This is a genomic window from Pontibacter rufus, assembly GCF_015694705.1.
GTDB lineage: Bacteria > Bacteroidota > Bacteroidia > Cytophagales > Hymenobacteraceae > Pontibacter > Pontibacter rufus.
On record NZ_JADQDR010000006.1, the window covers coordinates 307,514 to 324,622 of the forward strand.

Annotated in this window: 13 protein-coding genes; 3 read left to right on the forward strand and 10 right to left on the reverse strand. The window is 48.7% G+C overall.

What is annotated here, in order from left to right; genetic code table 11:
* Positions 1 to 13 precede the first annotated feature (13 nt).
* The 10 genes from I2I11_RS12330 to surE form a co-directional block, all read right to left on the reverse strand.
* The gene (locus I2I11_RS12330; RefSeq protein ID WP_196268001.1) at positions 14 to 2,968 is read right to left on the reverse strand and encodes a SusC/RagA family TonB-linked outer membrane protein; all 2,955 of its coding nucleotides are present in this window, start codon (positions 2,966 to 2,968) and stop codon (positions 14 to 16) included.
* Positions 2,969 to 3,723: 755 nt separating this feature from the next.
* Complete coding sequence (locus tag I2I11_RS12335; protein ID WP_230680196.1) at positions 3,724 to 4,842, reverse strand: glycoside hydrolase family 43 protein; 1,119 nt, start codon at positions 4,840 to 4,842, stop codon at positions 3,724 to 3,726.
* A gap of 285 nt (positions 4,843 to 5,127) precedes the next feature.
* A complete protein-coding gene (locus I2I11_RS12340; RefSeq protein WP_230680199.1) occupies positions 5,128 to 5,880 on the reverse strand; it encodes a 3-keto-disaccharide hydrolase in 753 nt (250 codons plus the stop codon).
* A 274-nt stretch (positions 5,881 to 6,154) separates the two neighbouring features.
* Positions 6,155 to 7,021, reverse strand: coding sequence for a glycoside hydrolase family 16 protein (locus I2I11_RS12345; RefSeq protein ID WP_196268004.1), 867 nt, complete (start codon positions 7,019 to 7,021; stop codon positions 6,155 to 6,157).
* A gap of 87 nt (positions 7,022 to 7,108) precedes the next feature.
* Positions 7,109 to 7,402 carry a hypothetical protein gene (locus I2I11_RS12350; RefSeq protein ID WP_196268005.1) on the reverse strand — a complete coding sequence of 98 codons (294 nt, stop codon included), beginning with the start codon at positions 7,400 to 7,402 and terminating at the stop codon, positions 7,109 to 7,111.
* A gap of 163 nt (positions 7,403 to 7,565) precedes the next feature.
* The gene (locus tag I2I11_RS12355; protein WP_196268006.1) at positions 7,566 to 8,186 is read right to left on the reverse strand and encodes an RNA polymerase sigma factor; all 621 of its coding nucleotides are present in this window, start codon (positions 8,184 to 8,186) and stop codon (positions 7,566 to 7,568) included.
* 117 nt (positions 8,187 to 8,303) lie between these two features.
* Positions 8,304 to 9,095, reverse strand: coding sequence for a gluconate 5-dehydrogenase (locus I2I11_RS12360; protein WP_425474770.1), 792 nt, complete (start codon positions 9,093 to 9,095; stop codon positions 8,304 to 8,306).
* 438 nt (positions 9,096 to 9,533) lie between these two features.
* On the reverse strand, positions 9,534 to 10,625 hold the full coding sequence (locus I2I11_RS12365; RefSeq protein WP_196268008.1) for a LacI family DNA-binding transcriptional regulator: 1,092 nt from the start codon (positions 10,623 to 10,625) through the stop codon (positions 9,534 to 9,536).
* Positions 10,626 to 10,775: 150 nt separating this feature from the next.
* Positions 10,776 to 11,948: a DUF4861 domain-containing protein gene (locus I2I11_RS12370; RefSeq protein ID WP_196268009.1), complete on the reverse strand. Its 1,173-nt coding sequence runs from the start codon at positions 11,946 to 11,948 to the stop codon at positions 10,776 to 10,778.
* Between the two features lie 856 nt (positions 11,949 to 12,804).
* Complete coding sequence (surE, locus tag I2I11_RS12375; RefSeq protein WP_196268010.1) at positions 12,805 to 13,581, reverse strand: 5'/3'-nucleotidase SurE; 777 nt, start codon at positions 13,579 to 13,581, stop codon at positions 12,805 to 12,807.
* Positions 13,582 to 13,811: 230 nt separating this feature from the next.
* Between surE and I2I11_RS12380 the strand changes: the two genes are divergently transcribed.
* From I2I11_RS12380 to I2I11_RS12390, 3 genes are all read left to right on the forward strand, one after another.
* Positions 13,812 to 14,444 (forward strand): mechanosensitive ion channel protein MscS, encoded by a 633-nt coding sequence (locus I2I11_RS12380; protein ID WP_230680205.1) that lies wholly within the window; start codon positions 13,812 to 13,814, stop codon positions 14,442 to 14,444.
* Between the two features lie 40 nt (positions 14,445 to 14,484).
* Positions 14,485 to 14,931, forward strand: coding sequence for a DoxX family protein (locus tag I2I11_RS12385; RefSeq protein WP_196268011.1), 447 nt, complete (start codon positions 14,485 to 14,487; stop codon positions 14,929 to 14,931).
* A 192-nt stretch (positions 14,932 to 15,123) separates the two neighbouring features.
* Positions 15,124 to 16,875 (forward strand): M14 family metallopeptidase, encoded by a 1,752-nt coding sequence (locus I2I11_RS12390; RefSeq protein ID WP_196268012.1) that lies wholly within the window; start codon positions 15,124 to 15,126, stop codon positions 16,873 to 16,875.
* The last annotated feature ends 234 nt before the right edge of the window (positions 16,876 to 17,109 follow it).

Consider the following 17,109-nt stretch of genomic DNA (forward strand, 5'->3'; position numbering starts at 1 on the left):
ATAACAGTAGTGATTACAGGGCCAGGTTAAGTCCGAAAGAAATGGATCTGACCAGCGGATAGTTGTTTGTCCAATCGCCGGAGCCCCTGGAAGACTGGTTGCTCTCCGGATCCCAGCCGATCCAGTCGGTGAAAGTATACAGGTTACGACCGGCTGCATAAAGCGTCAGCCCCTGCACGTTATACTTGTCCAGGAAAGAGGCCGGAACGGTATAACTCAGCCTGGCATCTTTGATGCGGACATAGCTGGCGTCTCTCGGGAATCCGTAGCCGATGTTGCGATAGCTAAGCGACGGCCACTCGTTGCTTCGGTTTTCCGGGGTCCAGTAACCGATCTCTGCGGGGATGTTTCTGCGGCCGGCCTCATCACCGTAGAAGATGTCCGGGTCGTTTTTCAATGATCCGTGCGACGCCTGCAGGAACACGCTCAGATGGAAGTTGCCATAGTTAAAGGTGTTGGTCAGGCCGCCATACCACTTGGGCAGCGTAGAACCCAGAATCATCTCGTCATCGCTGTTGATCACGCCGTCGCCGTTCACGTCCTCAAACTTCAGGTCGCCCGGCTTGGCGCTCATCGTAGACGGAATGTCATCGCCCTCCTGCCACACACCCAGCCAGTTATAGTCGTATATAATGCCAACAGGTTCGCCTATAAACCATCTGTTGCCCACGTCGCTTTTCTTGTCTCCGTACAGATCCACAATCTCGTTTTTGTTGGAACTGATGTTAAAGTTGGTTTCCCAGGAGAACTTGCCCGACTGTATGTTTATAGTATTAAGCGTCAGCTCAATGCCTTTGTTCTTCAGTTCACCCAGATTGTCCCACACTTGTGAGTAGCCTGTAATGTTAGGGATACCTCTCAGCAACAACAGATCCTCGGTTCTGGCCTTGTACACCTCAATCGTACCATTAATCCTGTTGTTCAGGAAGCCGAAGTCCAGGCCCAGGTTGGCGGAGGTGGTCGTCTCCCAGTTCAGATCCGCATTTCCAAGCCTTCCGGCCAGCACCCCAATAGAGCTGGAACCGCCAAATGGAAAGCGAACGGTGTTTTCCAGAGTAGAAGTCTGGTTAGGCGAAATGGCCTGGTTGCCGGACTGTCCATAAGAGAACCGCAGCTTCAGCTGTGTGATATAGCTGGCGTCCTTCAGGAAATCTTCGTTGGCAATGTTCCAGCCCAACGCCATGGACGGGAAGGTGGCATACTTGTTTGTGTTGACACCGAAGGCGGAATAACCGTCTCTTCGCGCAGTTAAAGTTAGCAAATAGCGGCTGTCATAAGAGTAGTTGATTCTTCCCATCTGAGAAAGCAGGCTTGTTCTGTCACTTCTGGAAGAAGAGGACCTGTTCTCGCCGGCGCCCAGGTTGTAGAAGGACAGCTGGTCGTTGATGAACGTGTTAGCAGAAGCTCCTGACTCAAAATAATCGGTCGCCTGTGCGCTGTAAAGCCCGGTAAAGAAGATGTGGTGCTTGCCGAAGTCTCTCTCATAAGAGAGGATGTTCTCCAGCACCCACTCGTTGGTTTCGTTGTTGTTGGCGTAAGCAGAACCTACCAAATCGTTTGCCTGCCGGCCCGTGTAGCCGTCCTGGCGCCCAATCTCATAAGTATAAGAGGCGTTCAACCGATATTTCAGACCCTTCAGGAAGTTAGGGGCAACCTCTACATAGCCCGTGCCGCTAATGTACTTTCTCCTGTCCACCCGGTCCGTCGTCAGGCCCAGCAGCGGGTTGGCAAACAGCAATTCCGGGTACATCGGGTAAATCTCATACTTGCCAAATTCGTCATATACTTGCCCGTAGGGGCTCATGGCGGTGGCGAGCAGCATGTTGGCGCGGCCGCCGTCGGAGTTGTGGTCTGCAAAGTATAGCGAGGTACCGGCTTTCAGGTAGTCGGTCAATGTTGCGTCGATGTTAGAGCGGATACTCGCCCGCTGAAACTCATACCCTTTGATAACACCCTTTTGGTTCAGGTAGCCGCCTGTTACATAATACTGCAGGTTGTCCGTCCCGCCGGAGATGCTCAGGTTGTGCTCTGTAATCCTGCCGGGTTGGGTGGCCATATCCAGCCAGTCAGTTGTTTTGCCCGCATTGTAGTTTTCCACCTCGTTGGTGTTTGGCAATACCTGCGTCTGCGTCAGCCCCTGGGCAATCAGGTAGTCCTTATACTTCTGCACGTATGCTTCTGCGGTGCCCGGCGTCAGTTCGTGCGAGATATCCTCCACCCCATAGTAGCCGCTGTAGCTGATCCTCGGTTTGCCAGTTGTTCCTCTTTTTGTGGTTATCAGGATCACACCGTTTGATCCCCTGGTTCCGTAAATGGCCACAGCAGAGGCGTCTTTCAGGATCTCGATAGAGGCAATGTCGTTGGCGTTAATGTCATTGATTTCCCCTAAAAACGGTGCCCCATCTACCACAATAAACGGCGATGTATTCGCACTAAGCGAGTTTATCCCTCTTATTCTCATCGAACCGGAACTGCCCGGCACAGAGGAACCCTGCGAGATGTTCAGACCTGCCGTGGTGCCCTGAATGGCTTGTGTCAGGTCTGTTACCGGAAGGTTAGAGAGCCTGTCTTTTGGCACTGAGGCTACCGAGCCGGTGATATCGGATCGCTTCTGCGTGCCGTAGCCCACCACCACTACCTCGTCCAGCGCCTCAGCGTCAGCCCCCATCTGTACATCAATGGTTGCTCTGTTGTTGATGGGTACTTCCTGTGTTTCAAACCCGATATAAGAAAAGCTTAAGGTGCCATTACCGGATGGCACATTGATGGAATACATGCCGTCTGCTCCTGTAGGGGCAGCAATGGTGGTTCCTTTCAGCAGAACAGTTACTCCCGGCAGGCCGGTGCCATTCTCATCCGTTACCTTGCCCTGCACTGTCAGCCCCTGCGCGAATGCCGCAGCAACAGTGAAAAACAATAGCGGTAGAACCAAAAAGTATTTCAGTTCTTTAAGTAAGTAGTGTTGCATAGGTTATTATTGGTTTTGGTTAGTTGATTTTTCAGTAGTAGTGAGTTTAGAATGCTGATTGGTTTGCCTTTAAATGCTTTGCCATAGTATAGAATTACCTTATTTATAAAAGCCCTGTTTAAAGGTCCTGCCCATCCAGAATGGTTAAGCTGCCGAAAGTAGTTTCCTGCTGCTTGTGTCAATTATACCGGCGGCAGTTTATCCGCCCGGCAGCTAACAGGCTGAAGTCTGTGCCTGTCGTCTGCGCCATACTTTCTTCTCAGCTCCAGCCACGCATATCTACAAAGAGATCTTATTCTTAAGGTTTGGACAGACTTATCTGCTTTTTTAATAAAAAATCTGTAGCGCATGAGATCAGCCGCGCTGTAGAAATTGCAAAGCCGCTAAAAAGGGCCTTGCAATTTCTACAGCGCGGGCAAGTCACTACTTTTCTAAGTATAAATGAGTTGCTGTAAAAGTGAAGCTGGAGAAGCTTTAAGAGCAAAGCTATCGGCAAATAGCCTTAGACTGAGAACCTTGCCTTTCTGATCCCGGATTACAAAGGATGCCTCCTTGTCAGAGCTAAACAAGTATAACGCTCTTACTTAAGAAGCTTTCAGGGACTGGCCGGAGGAGTAAATGCAGCAGAAGTATACGCTCAATTAACCAGGAGTTTGCCTGCGCTGTCTGAATGAAATGAAGCTGCTGTAGCAGAGAATAATATACCTTTGTTATAGTGAGAGATGTTTAACTGAATACGTCCTGACTGCTTATCTTTAATCGTCTGATTCATTTTTCTGCATCAGCGTGTCCAATGTCCATTCTTCCTGCCATTTCAGAACAGGTTTGCCGTCCTCAAAAATAAGGGGTAACCAGATATAGCGGCCGTCTATAGGGTTTTTCGGGCGCCATCTATCAGCCATAAAAATAAAGGCATTCTTCTTTCCCTGAACCGGAAGCACGAAGGTGCTTTGAGACGAGAAGGTAGTATTTTTTTCTTCTTCAGTTCCCCGAACAGGATTTCCGAGTTGCTTCCATCCCTCCATCATATGCTCACTTACTGCCGAGCGTGCCGCATTAGGTGCCCACCCCGTTAAACCTGAAGTTATCATGAAGTATTTACCGCCTTTTTTGAAAATAGCCGGGGCTTCATTTCTTCCTCCGGGGAATACACGAACATACTCATCCGTAAATCCTGTATAATCATCCGTCAGCTTGCTGATGTGAAGGGTCCTGTTTTCCTCAGACGCAGCAATATGATAGGCTGTACCGTCGTCGTCCACAAACAGCGTCATATCCCTGGACATTTGCCCGCCTTCAAAATCCCTTTGTAAAAGGGCACCATCCGCCACCTTCTGTTCCCATGCCGGATCATTATCTTTAACTATAACAGGCACCGTTTTATGTGCCTCGGTGGCATTGGCAGGCCATACTCCGGCATGCGGGCGGAAACTTTTCAGATAGGTATAGGGCCCTGTTACTTTGTCTGCAACGGCAACGGCTGTCCGGGCAGCATTATACCCCTGCCCTTTCAGCTCCAGGTGAAACCACATCACAAACTTTTTGGTTTTCTCGTTGTAAATAACCTTCGGGCGCTCAATCACTGCTCCCTTTTCTATTTCGGAGCCGCTGTTTTCTGCCGCAACAGCAAGCGCAATGCCTTCGTTTTTCCAGTTATAGAGGTCTTTTGAGGAGTAGCAGCTAACACCGGCCATGGCTTTGTTACCGTCAGGGCCTGCTACTTTGTGTTCCCCGAACCAGTAGTATTTGCCCTTGTGGAATAAAATTCCGCCGCCATGCGCATTAATGTGTTTGCCATCGGTATCGAGCCAGAGTTCGCCCGGCCTGAACGATTTTTTTACGCTCAGGTGCTGAGCAGTTATTGGTGCAGTCATCCAAAGCAGCATTATCAGTATACAGCTTAGTCTTTTCATCCTCATTAACTTTGTTATTAGCTATGTTGATTTCCTTTGAGTTTAGCTGCAACCATATACGGCTTAGCATAAGCATCTGCTCTCCGGGGTAACCTGCCTTGCTGCCGTATTCTTATTTTGCCGGAATACCGGTAAACACCTGAAGCACAGCAAAACTGAGGTTTTACTCCGGCCGGTTTAATCATTATCCGGGGCTGCATGCGAACATGAGGCAGTATGGCTTTTGTATATCGGAAACAGGCTGGCTTAATCCAGTTTTTTGATTTTTATATTCCGGAACTCTATTCCCTGCCCCTCACTCTGGAGGGCTATATACCCTTGAGTCAGGCGTTTGCCATCCTGCTTTATGGCCGGATCATAGTTATTGGCTACTCCTCCCCCGATTTGTGGATGTGTGTATTGTAACACAGTGTCTCCATTGATAATGTGGGTCACCAGAGAGTCACCGTACACGATAAGTTCTCCCTTTACCCACTGATTCCACGCATACGTGTCTGAAGAAGAATCAATGCAGTGCCGGGGATCCATTTCCCCCTTATAAAACACCTCCGTTCCCGGAGAGCACATATTGCCTGTCGGGCGGGGTTTGCCATCTCCCATACCTGCCAGCAGTTGAAACTCAACGGAAATAGGCCAATCCTGCTCTTTCAGAATCGTCTTCGGGTCTTGGGAATGAAACATAATGCCACTGTTTCTATACGTATAATCAGGCGCATCCTTCAGCCACTGGTCTGTAAACCGATACTCCCAGACGAGGTGGTAAGAGGAAAAAGGTTCTTTGTAAAACAAGTGCCCATAGCGTTCGTCAAATGTTTTATACCCGTCATAGTTTACCTGCAGCACACCATCCTGCACGCGGAAGGTCTGGGCATAGTTATCGCCAACTGCATGATGGTGAATTTTCACAATCCAGTCATCAATGTCTTTGCCATTAAAAAGCGTCTGCCACTCACTTTCCTGCCGCTTCTCCTTGCCCGTGTAACCGGATGAACAGGACATAACAGGCAGCAAAATGACAGCCAACAAAACAACATGTAAATACCTTCGGAATCCGATTTTGAGCGCTGGGATCATGAGTTTCTCATTTTAATTATTGCTACAGACACTATAGCCGACCGGATAGCAGAATCAGTCAACCCATAGAATTAGATAATCATCAAGCCGCCGGAAAGAGAAGCATACAGTATTCACAACAGGCGATTAACAGACTATCTGTATCTCCGCGGTTCTGAACTACTTGCTTTCAGGGTCTTCCATACGGCATCCCTGCTATTTACTTTCGTTGATATACCCTCACGTAATCTACTTCATATTTCCTGGGAAAGTCTGTAGTGGAAGGGTCGCCGCCATTCGCGCCAATAGCAAGATTCAGCAGCACATAATGTGGCTGGTGAAAGGGGTTAAAACCGTCCGGGTTGTGTATCTGGCTCAGATCCACCTCGTTCAGCAGTTCATCATCCAGGTACAACCGGATGTAACCGGCTGTCCAATCCATTTTCCAGACATGAAACTTTTCCGGCCAATCAGGGTCCTTCTTCAGGAAGTGAGAAAGAGAAACCTTGTGCTCATCCCAGGCAGCCCTTTTGCTTTCATGTGCCCAGGCGGCATTCGCCAGGATGGTGGGTTGCCCTTCTACGCGGTAGTACTCCATGATGTCCACCTCTCCATTGGCTGGCCATGCTCTCGATTCGCCCAATGTCCAGATGGCCGGCCATAAGCCCATGGCCGTATCTATCCTGGCTCTGACTTCTATGATACCATACAAGAATGCCTGTTTGCCACTGGTGTTGATACTGGCAGAAGTATATCCGGCATATTCCGTATTCTTTCTCCAGTCTTTACTGGAGGAGTCAAAAAACTCGTTCTTCACCTTCTCCCGCTTTCCCGCTATCACCAACACCCCGTCCCGGATACTGGCGTTCTCCGGCTGGTACCATTGCAGTTCCTGGTTTCGCCTGAATCCCCGTTCATACGACCAATCAGTTTCATCCGGCTTGCCATCCTTGTCAAATTCGTCATGCCAAACCAGGTTAAATCCTTCCGGTGCTGAAGGTGGTACCGCTGTGGGAAAGTAGGGAACCTGTCTCCTGCTACAAGCCAGCATACTTACCAGAAACAGCAGTACCCATTTATTTTTCATCTGTTAGATCAAGTGAATCATATGTGATAATGCTGCGCACGTATAACTGTTTGTTTAATGGCAAGGTACTGATAGTTTATTAATTTTTCACCTGCAGGAATCCGGTAGGCAACGTTCTGCAGTTTTAGTAGCTTCTACCGATTTTTGTATTCTTTCCCAAAGCGCCTCTGTTTGCTTGTTCTGCATCTTAAACTCTTCAGCATTTAACTCCAACACTATCTTTTTTGCACGCGCAATTACCTCCGCTTTATCCGGATTCTCTCTGATAAAATTTTCCCAGAATGCGTCTTGAACCGTGCCTTCTTTAAGAACCCAGGACCAGAAATCTTTGTCCTCTGAAAACTCTTCCGATGAATAGTGTTTGTATTTTAGGTTATTCATTTCCGGCTTACCTCATACTTTCATGTTTCCTACAACCAAAGAGACACTTTGGTTGCTGTTTGGACACCCCTTCCGGGTTTATTTCCATGAAACACGATACTATCTCCGGGAATATATACTTAACCCATTCTATCTCTGATAGAATTTTGCCAGGTTAAAGGCCTTATTGCGTCACGTGCAGGTTTTTAACATTTCTCTTAAGAATTGCCAGTCCCCTGCTGACAAGCTTGTAGATATTGTCCGTGCTCATGTTCATGACACCGGATATCTCCTGGAAGGAAAGGTTCTTGTAAAACTTCAGGAGTATGGCTTGTCGCTGGTTTTCGGAAAGCATATGTAGCCCCTGCTTCAGATAGTCCTCTTGTTGCGCTTTTGCCTGCTTGCTAATGAGTTGCTCCTCGGCAGTGGCGCCGGTTTCTTTCAGGGCCGCCTCCAGAGAGGAATCGTCCGCAAACAGCATATCCTTTCTTTTTGAAAGCTCTTTGTAAAGCCGTCTCTTCACCGACGCATACAAGTAGAAGCGGACAGAGGCAGGCAGCGACAGGTTTTCCTTATTCTTCCATATATCCAGGAAAAGGCTATGGATGCAATCTTCAATCAGCACTTCGTCTGCGGTGAATTTTCTGCAATAGTTGTAGATTACCTGCACGTAGTTTTTGTAAAGAGAAGCAAAAGCATCCTGATCGCCCGACTGGAACAGCTTCCACAATTCTCTTTCTGCCTCGCTCCCGGTGTTATTTGCGGCTACTTTTGCTTCGTTTTCTGCCTGGGCTGCTACTCTCATTTCACTGTCTGCTTTTATGAATCGATCGAAACCTTAAATCACACTCTAAAATGTTGTTATAACACTTAACTGGTACGGCAAATTTTTTAGCTATTCTCCTCTATAGGAGCTTTGTATTTATCCTTCTCCGTGTGGTTTACCGATAGTAGCCAGTATACCCCCGTCCACATACAGTATCTGGCCATTCACAAAATCACTAGCCCTGGATGCCAGAAACACAGTGGCACCTCCCAGCTCATCCGGATCACCCCATTTGCCTGCCGGTGTTCTGTCGAGAATAAATTCATGAAAGGCATTGCCCGCTACGCGCAGAGGCGCTGTCTGGCTGGTGGCAAAATAACCTGGCCCGATGCCGTTTACCTGGATGTTGTATTTTGCCCACTCCGTTGCCATGTTTTTTGTCAGCATTTTAAGGCCTCCTTTGGCTGCGGCATAAGCGCCTACATTCTGGCGCCCTAACTCACTCATCATGGAGCAAACATTGATAATTTTGCCTTGCCTGCGTGCAATCATCCCTTTCACCACTGCCTGCGACACGATAAAAGGGGAAGTCAGGTCCACGTCTATCACTTCCTGCCAGTCTGCCAGTTCCATCTCCACCAAAGGGGTGCGCTTGATAATGCCTGCATTGTTCACCAGAATATCTACCGGGCCAATCTCCCGTTCTATCCTGCCTGCCTCACTTCTTACCTGCTCCTGATCCGTTACATTGCACATAAACCCATATGCCTTGATGCCCAGATCTTCATAGGCTTTCACAGCCTGATTTACTTTTTCCTGAGAGGAGTTCCCGTTCACCACAACGGTTGCGCCTGCCTCTCCAAGCGCCTTCGCCATGGCCATGCCCAAGCCATGCGTGCCTCCCGTTACCCATGCTGTCTTTCCTGTAAGGTCGAATTGCTGTAATATCATCTTCGCGTCTTTTATTTATCTTAATTTAGTTACCTGGCAGTTGTCCATATCATTATAACCGGGGTTCTGCTTTGTTTCAGCGGCACTTAGCACGTACCGTATACTTTTCCCTATGCGTATGCAGCAATCCTGAGAGTCTGTTCACAACAGCATGCAAACGTTTGCATACATAAAGAATAAAAAGCCTGCAAACGTTTGCATGTAGCTGGAAAAAAATTTGCGCTCAGTTCCTTCTTTATACATGCTGTCTGGTCTTGTGAAGCATTCCCGGGTGTTCTATGATAACTCAACAGATGAGTGCTTACTTTTCAATCAGAAAATGTTGATTCTCTGATTGTATTATTTCTAAAAGTATAAAATGTTTTATTGACACCAAAAATATCCGACATTTTTTCAAAAATGATTATCCTGCAACAGCAGCTACCAAACGCACCTTCAGCTCACCGCTTTTATCTGCCTTCCTGGTGATACGGCTTTGTCGTCGGGAACTACTTTTGTTTCGGCCGTGCCGCTGGAGGCCCTTCTGATTAACTCAACCGGGGTAGTTATGGAAACATAGTTGTCTTCCTGCTTTATCTTGTGCCGGAGCAGGTTCATCATCAGGGTGGCCGCCTGGTCGCCTACTTCGTAAGGAAACTGCTCTACAGAAGTTACTGCAGGCTCAGTAATCTCCGAGCGGGGATCATTGGAGTAGCCCGTTAGCATCACATCTTGTGGTATGCGGATGTGATGCTTTCTGGCATATTCCAGCACTGCTATCGCCGTGGTATCGTTGCAGGCAAAAATGGCGTCGGGCAAGGAGGAGCCGGAAAAAATAACCTCACACGTTTTCAGGGCATTTTCCCTTGTAAGCTCATGAAAAAAAACTATTCCTTCGTTTAATGGCACCTCATACTTTTTCAGCGCATCCAGGTATCCATTATATCTGTCCTCGTAAATGTTACAGGTCAAAGGGCCGCTGATATGCGCTATCCTGCGGCAGCCTTGCTGCAGCAGGTGCAGCGTGTTCTGGTATCCGCCGGTATAATCATCCCCCTGCACTTTATGCGCTTCATAATTTTTAGGAAATCTGTCGTAGAAGACCAGGGGTATTTTGCTTTTCGCGAAGATGTCGAAATGAGAAAAATCTGAGGTATACAAGGTAGAAGAAACAATAAGCCCCTCCACCCTTGAAGCATACAGCACATTTACCAGCTCCTTCTCCAGCGCCGGGGAGTCGTTTGACTGACAGATCATGAGGTTGTATCCATACTCATGCAACTTGTTCTGTATGGCAGTGGCTACCGTGGATGGGAAATACTGTGACAGCCGTGGCAGGATCAGCCCGATAGTGTTAGACCTGCTGTTGCGCAGGCTGGCGGCCAGGGCGTTATGCCTGTAGTCATACTTCTCCGCTAGCTCCCGCACCCTCCCCTTTGTCTCCTCGCTTATGTGTGGATGGTCGCTCAACGCCCTCGAAACAGTAGACACAGACACTCCCATCTCAGTTGCTATGTCCTTTATCGTGTACTGTGGCTGTTTGCTCATTAACGTGAAGTTATACTTTTCTTAAACTAAGATCATTTTGCCCGACTGCATGCTACTCCTACGATATTACGATTTTGAAACCGTAACGTGGTGGCGAATCCCTGTTTTTACCTCCTGCTTATAACCGGTATATGCATGCTTTGTTGATTTTCAGAACCTGACCTCTAAAGGTGTAGCTATCCGTTTTGCAAAGTCAGCCAGATACAGATCCCACGCTTCCTTTGATTTGAACTGTCCACTCTTTTCCCAGCCAAAGCCGGCATAGTAGGTCAGGGTGTTGTTATCCGGATTTGTGATGACATAGAGATGACTCTGGTCTTCTGTGTCCACACGGTAATCTTTGTAATCCTCTACAACACCAGGGGCAAGCACAATGCCTGTACCAAGGCTAGAGTCATCCATAGGCTCCCAATAGCGGAACCAACCCTGCTCCGGCTTAGCTTTCACCTCCCCTTTCTTGTCGTGCAGCGTGATGCCTATAGTTACATTTGGCAGGGGCTGATTGGTCTCAAGATGTTCCTCGAAACGCGTAAGATTGCTGCCCAAATCGAGACTGATACGCTTTTTTTCAGTTATAGTGCGTCCGTTTGCCTGCCATGGCGCATACGTAAGCTCAAAAACTGTTCGGATGGGCCCTTCTGCAATAGTTTTATACTTGGTAAAGTTTTTAGATACATACAGCGTATCCTCTTCTAGCACGCCAATACCGCCAATGCCCCTGCTCTTACCCACATGATAAGGATCATAGCCTTCGCCGCGGTCTTTATGATAATAATACGGGTCGTCTTTGTAGCCCTTATACCACTTATTAATGATTGGGTAGTTAACCCGCTTTAACCAGGCATCCATGCCGCTGGTAAGGGTGCCGCCGCTTTTGCCCTCCTCTGCCATTTTCTGCGCCACAGGACCGTAGGTACGAAAAGCTACCCGATCGTTTTCCCAGGTATAGTCGTCCGTACGCTCCGGCACAAAACGCGAGTAAGTTGTCAGTTTGCTTTTCGGCTGCTTTGCTGCGCCATCTTTGGCGCCTGTTATGGCAAACTTTTTTTCGGCCTTTGCTGCAATGTCTGTCTGGAAAAGAATTTCATCAACCGTACCGTTCGCATCACTATCCAGTGCCTGTGTCACGAGCAGGCTGTCTGTTTCCTCGTCCCTGATCAGTAAGTTTTCAGCACCATACTCTTTTACCAAAGCTTCTATCTCATGCACAGGCACGCTCACGGTCTCCGCGTTGCGGTCTATAGCCAGGTTATTTGTTACTGTAAAGGACTTGCTGCTATTGCCTTCCTGCTGGCAGGAGCAGAGCAGAGTTATAGCAAGCACAAAGCTTGCGCACGTTAGTCTTCCTTTTCTCAAGGTATGAATTATCATTTCTGTAAATTTATTTAAGTTAATCTTCCATAAGCAGTGAAAAGCTTAAGATTTCACCTTTAAACCGAACTACTACAGTCAGTACATTATCATCTCAAATCTTCTCATAGCTGTCCTGCGCTTTTCCAGCTTCCGGTTAGCATCCAAAACAGGAATTTTGCGTGTTGTCCCACGGCAAAGCTATAAGTGTTGATACTTTGGGAAAAATAAAGCCGTACAATAGCTGGCAAAAACGCAGCATGTTGCGCCGGCTATACCTATCCTCAGGTATAGAGCAGCAGCAGCGCCGTATTGGACAGAAATGATAAAATTTGTAGCGCAGGCGCTGGCAAGCCGGACAGGGATATTACAGATTGGAAGGTACCTATGGTTATAGCGGCAATTGCGATACACCGCGCTGCCGCTTTTGTTGCATGCCACTACATGCCTGGTACGCTGAGGCGAAGAAACTTCTTCCTGCTTTATTTCTAACAGGCAATATTTAAGCTGATGATGTTAGCAGGCAGGTAAATTTCCCCACAACCACCTCATCAATGTTCATGCTGATAAAATAATGCGGATCAGAAGCGCCGTATGCCACCAGCCAACCATCTTTTACTGAAGCTTAGAGCCTGAAACACTGCCGCCATAAAGTCTTCTTTCCGAATATCGCAGGCAGGGCCGTTGTATGTCAAAAGCTTTTGAAGGAATTGCCTGCTGTGATATCAGGCAATTCATCGCCATACTTTTCGTCATACATCATAAAGCAGCTTTACCAGGCAGCAGCCAGGATGAAACAAACTGCCCAGAAGAAAATAAAGCGGCCTCTCTAAAATTCCCAGTCGTTGTTCAGCCTGCCGATGGCGTGATGCGCGGTCATATCATACTGGCAGGGCACAATAGAAACGTAGTTGTTTACCAGGGCCCACTCATCGGTATCCTCCCCCTTGTCGTAATTCATGAAGCTGCCGGTCATCCAGTAGTATTTGCGGTTGTGCGGGTCCAGGCGCTCATCAAACTCCTCCTGCCACTTGGCCTGCGCCTGCCGGCAGATTTTAATGCCTTTGATTGGCTCCTCGCTCCTCTTTGGGAAGTTTACGTTTAAAGCAATGTTCTGCGGTATCTGGTGCGCAATGGCCTGGCGGATAATCTGCTCCACAAATTCAGGTATATGCGAGAAATCAGCTCCGTGGCCATAGTCGCAGAGCGAAAAGCCAATGGCAGGCAGGCCCTCGATGGCCGCCTCGATGGCCGCCGACATGGTACCGGAATAGAGCACGCTGATGCTGGAGTTTGATCCATGGTTGATGCCGCTCACCACCAAATCCGGCCGCCGGTCTTTCAGGACGTGGTGCTTGGCCAGCTTTACACAGTCGGCGGGCGTGCCGGAGCACTCGTAAGCCTCCACATCCAGGTCGTCCAGCGCGATAGATTTATCCAGCCGCAGCGTGTTGCCAATCGTAATGGCATGCCCCATACCCGACTGCGGGCTGTCAGGTGCCACGACTACCACCTCCCCTACTTTCATTGCCACTTCTACCAGTATCCGGATGCCGGGTGCTGTAATACCATCGTCATTAGAGACCAGGATCAATGGTTTTGCCATTATTATTTTTTGTTGATGTAATGCAGCGGACAAAATTATCCATATAATTTAAACATCAGCAGGCAAGTATAAATACCTGATTACTAATATTTAGAAAGCGGAGAAGCCTTTTACCTGATGTATTACCAGCTGTGCCGTTATACCTACAGCAAAATAAAAGCTTCGGCTTTTCGTGCTAATATACTACAACCTGCGCCTACATAGCAAGGTGTAAAGCCAAAATAACAACCATGAAAAAAAGAACATCCATAGTAAAGCATATACTTTTTGCGATTCTGCTTGGGGTAAGTATGGCCGCCTGCCTGTCGCAAACCGATACGGATACGCCACAAACAGAAGTGCAGGAAACAGCGCCCGCCGAAGCTGTTGCCGAGGAAGCGGTGCCTGTACCCAATCTTGCCAGCTTTGTAATAGCGAAAGGGCGCGTAGGCAATGTCCGCATCGGCATGCCGATAGAAGATATGCGCAGCCGGGTAGCCAAAGGAATCGCCATCGCCGACACCACCCTGACGCAGGAAGGAACACAGGCAACAGCCTACCTGCTGCATCCGCAAAACGAACAAAAGGGCATTCTGGTAGAGCAAACCTGCGAGCCGGCCTGCCGCGTGTGGCGCATTTCGGTGCACAATGCCAGGTATAAAACTATGGCTGGCATTGGCATCGGCTCCAAGTATGGCGAAGTACAGCAGGCGTACCCGATTACGTACTTAGGTATGGGCGAAGGCAATTTTGTGGCTGTGTCGGAGGAGGCAGGCTTGTCGTTTATACTTGACGTGAGCCAGCTGCCCCGAGAAAAATTAGCGCAACTTAAACCTACCGATGTACCTGCCAATACGCAGGTAAAAGGTATGCTGATCTATTGAGGTTTTGCAATACTAAGTATAAATACCTATAATTGTTTCCATGAGTATACTTCGTTCCCGTTACAGGTACCGAGACACGGGCCTTTTGCTGCTACGATTGGGAGTCGGCATTGCATTTATCCTGCATGGCTGGCCCAAACTGGCGGGCGGCCCGGAGAGCTGGGCGCAGATTGGCCAAAGCATGCAATTTCTGGGGATAGGGTTTGCACCCGTTTTCTGGGGATTTATGGCCGGTTTTGCCGAGGCCGTAGGTGGACTGATGCTGCTGCTGGGTTTGTTTTTCCGGCCCTTCTGCGTACTACTGCTATGCACCATGCTGATAGCCATTACCAGCCATATTTCGCGGGGAGATGATTTTGGCGGCTATTCGCACGCTTTGGAGGCTGCGGTACTTTTCTGTTCGCTGCTCTTGATCGGTCCCGGCAAGTATAGCCTCGATGCGGTTATATTCCCTAAAAAGAAAGACCGAAGTACCTTTATAGTTTAGTTGCTGCCGCCTGAACCTTTCATTGAAGCTGGATGGTATGATTTGAGATACTGCTGAAACAGCAGCAAAGCGCCTGCAACATGCTTCGTATCATTTTACCATCTATCAGTAAAATCGCTTTAATCATAAAATCAAAGGTGCAGACGATGTTTTGCGTTCTTACAGCCTGCTTGCCTGATACAATCCCATACTATGTTCACCACGCTACTTCTCTCCGCGCTGCTCGTTACGGCCGGGCCTGCTAAACCCGATCTGAAAACGCCTTTTGAAAAAGGCAATGGCAACCAGACAGCCACCTACGCCGAAGCCATTGACTGGTACCAGAAATTTGATGCGGCTTACGACGAGGTGAAAATGGTGCCCTATGGCATGACGGACGCAGGCCGCCCGCTACACCTGGTGATTGTATCTACGGACAAGGATTTTGATCCCGCATCTATTCATCGGAAAAACAAGCGCATCCTGCTTATCCAGAACGGCATCCACCCGGGCGAGCCGGAAGGGATAGACGCCACTATGATGCTGGCTCGTGATTATCTGCAAAACAAAAAGCTACGCAAACAGCTCGACAACGTGGTACTGATCATCATACCGGTGTACAACATCGGCGGGGCCCTGAACCGGAACAGCCATACCCGCACCAACCAGAACGGGCCGGAAAGCTACGGCTTCAGGGGCAATGCCCGCAACCTGGATCTGAACCGCGATTATATCAAAACAGATTCCCGCAACGCCCAGACTTTTCATGACATTTTCAGGGAGTGGAACCCGGATGTGTTTATGGACAATCATACTTCCAACGGCGCCGATTACCAGCACGTAATGACGCTCATCCCGACACAGCACAACAAAATGAACCCGACGCTGGCCACGTATACCACCGGCAAAATGCTGCCCGCACTTTACGAAGGAATGAAGCAGGACAAATACCCGATGGTGCCTTACATGAACACCAAAGACGAAACCCCGGACAACGGCATCATTGGGTTTATGGAATCGCCGCGCTACGACACGGGCTATACTACATTGTACAACACCATCGGTTTTGTGCCCGAAACGCACATGCTCAAGCCGTTTAACCAGCGTGTGGATGCTACCTATAAGCTGATGGAGAATATGATTGAAACCATACACCGCGATGCCGACGAGATTGGCGAAGCGCGGGCAAAAGCTAATCAGCAGACACTGGTGCAGCAGCAGTTTCCGCTGGGCTGGAAGCTGGACACGACGCAGGTAAAGCAGATTCCGTTTCTGGGCTACGAGGCAAAGTATAAGCCAAGCGAGGTGAGCGGCGCCGAGCGCCTGTACTACGACCGCAAGTCGCCCTATAGTAAAATGATTGACTACTACGATGAGTTTGTGCCGACTGTAACGGTACAGAAACCGGTAGCTTACATTGTGCCGCAGGCATGGCACGAGGTAATTGACCGCCTGAAACAAGACAAAGTAGAGCTAAAACAACTGACCAAAGACACCACCATCGCCCTCGACAGCTATTATATTACCGACTATAAAACCGTACCGCGCGCTTACGAAGGCCATTATTTACACTCGGATGTGCAGTTGCGCACGGAGCACATGCCGCGCCATTTTTTTAAAGGCGACTACGTGGTATACCTCAACCAGCCCACAAACCGCTTTGTGGTAGAAGTGCTGGAGCCCCAGGCCACCGATTCCTACTTTAACTGGAACTTCTTCGACTCTATCCTGATGCAGAAGGAATATTATTCGAGTTATGTGTTTGAGGATTTGGCAGCAGAGATACTGAAGCAGAATCCGGCCCTGCGGAAGCAACTGGAGGAAAAGAAAAAAGCGGATGCCGGCTTTGCCAAAGATCCGCGTGCCCAACTCGACTTTGTATACCGCCATTCCCCGCATTACGAGCCCACGCACATGCTGTATCCAGTTGCCAGGCTGATGCAGGACATGGAGCTGCCACTTTAAAGTATAAATGCCACCTTTCCAGGTGGCATTTATACTTTAAAAGTAATCTCAGTCGTTCGCCCCTCCACCATTAAAAGGCTTCGACATTCTCCGGAATAAAATTTACAACCCCAGGCAACTGATCCTGATTTTTGTTCGTGGTGGCTAAAAAGAGGCTGGCTTTAGCGCAGTTTCTTTTTAGCCACTGCTGCATTTTACCCGGCAGAGACTTTGTACAAGCAGGCAGTTAAATAC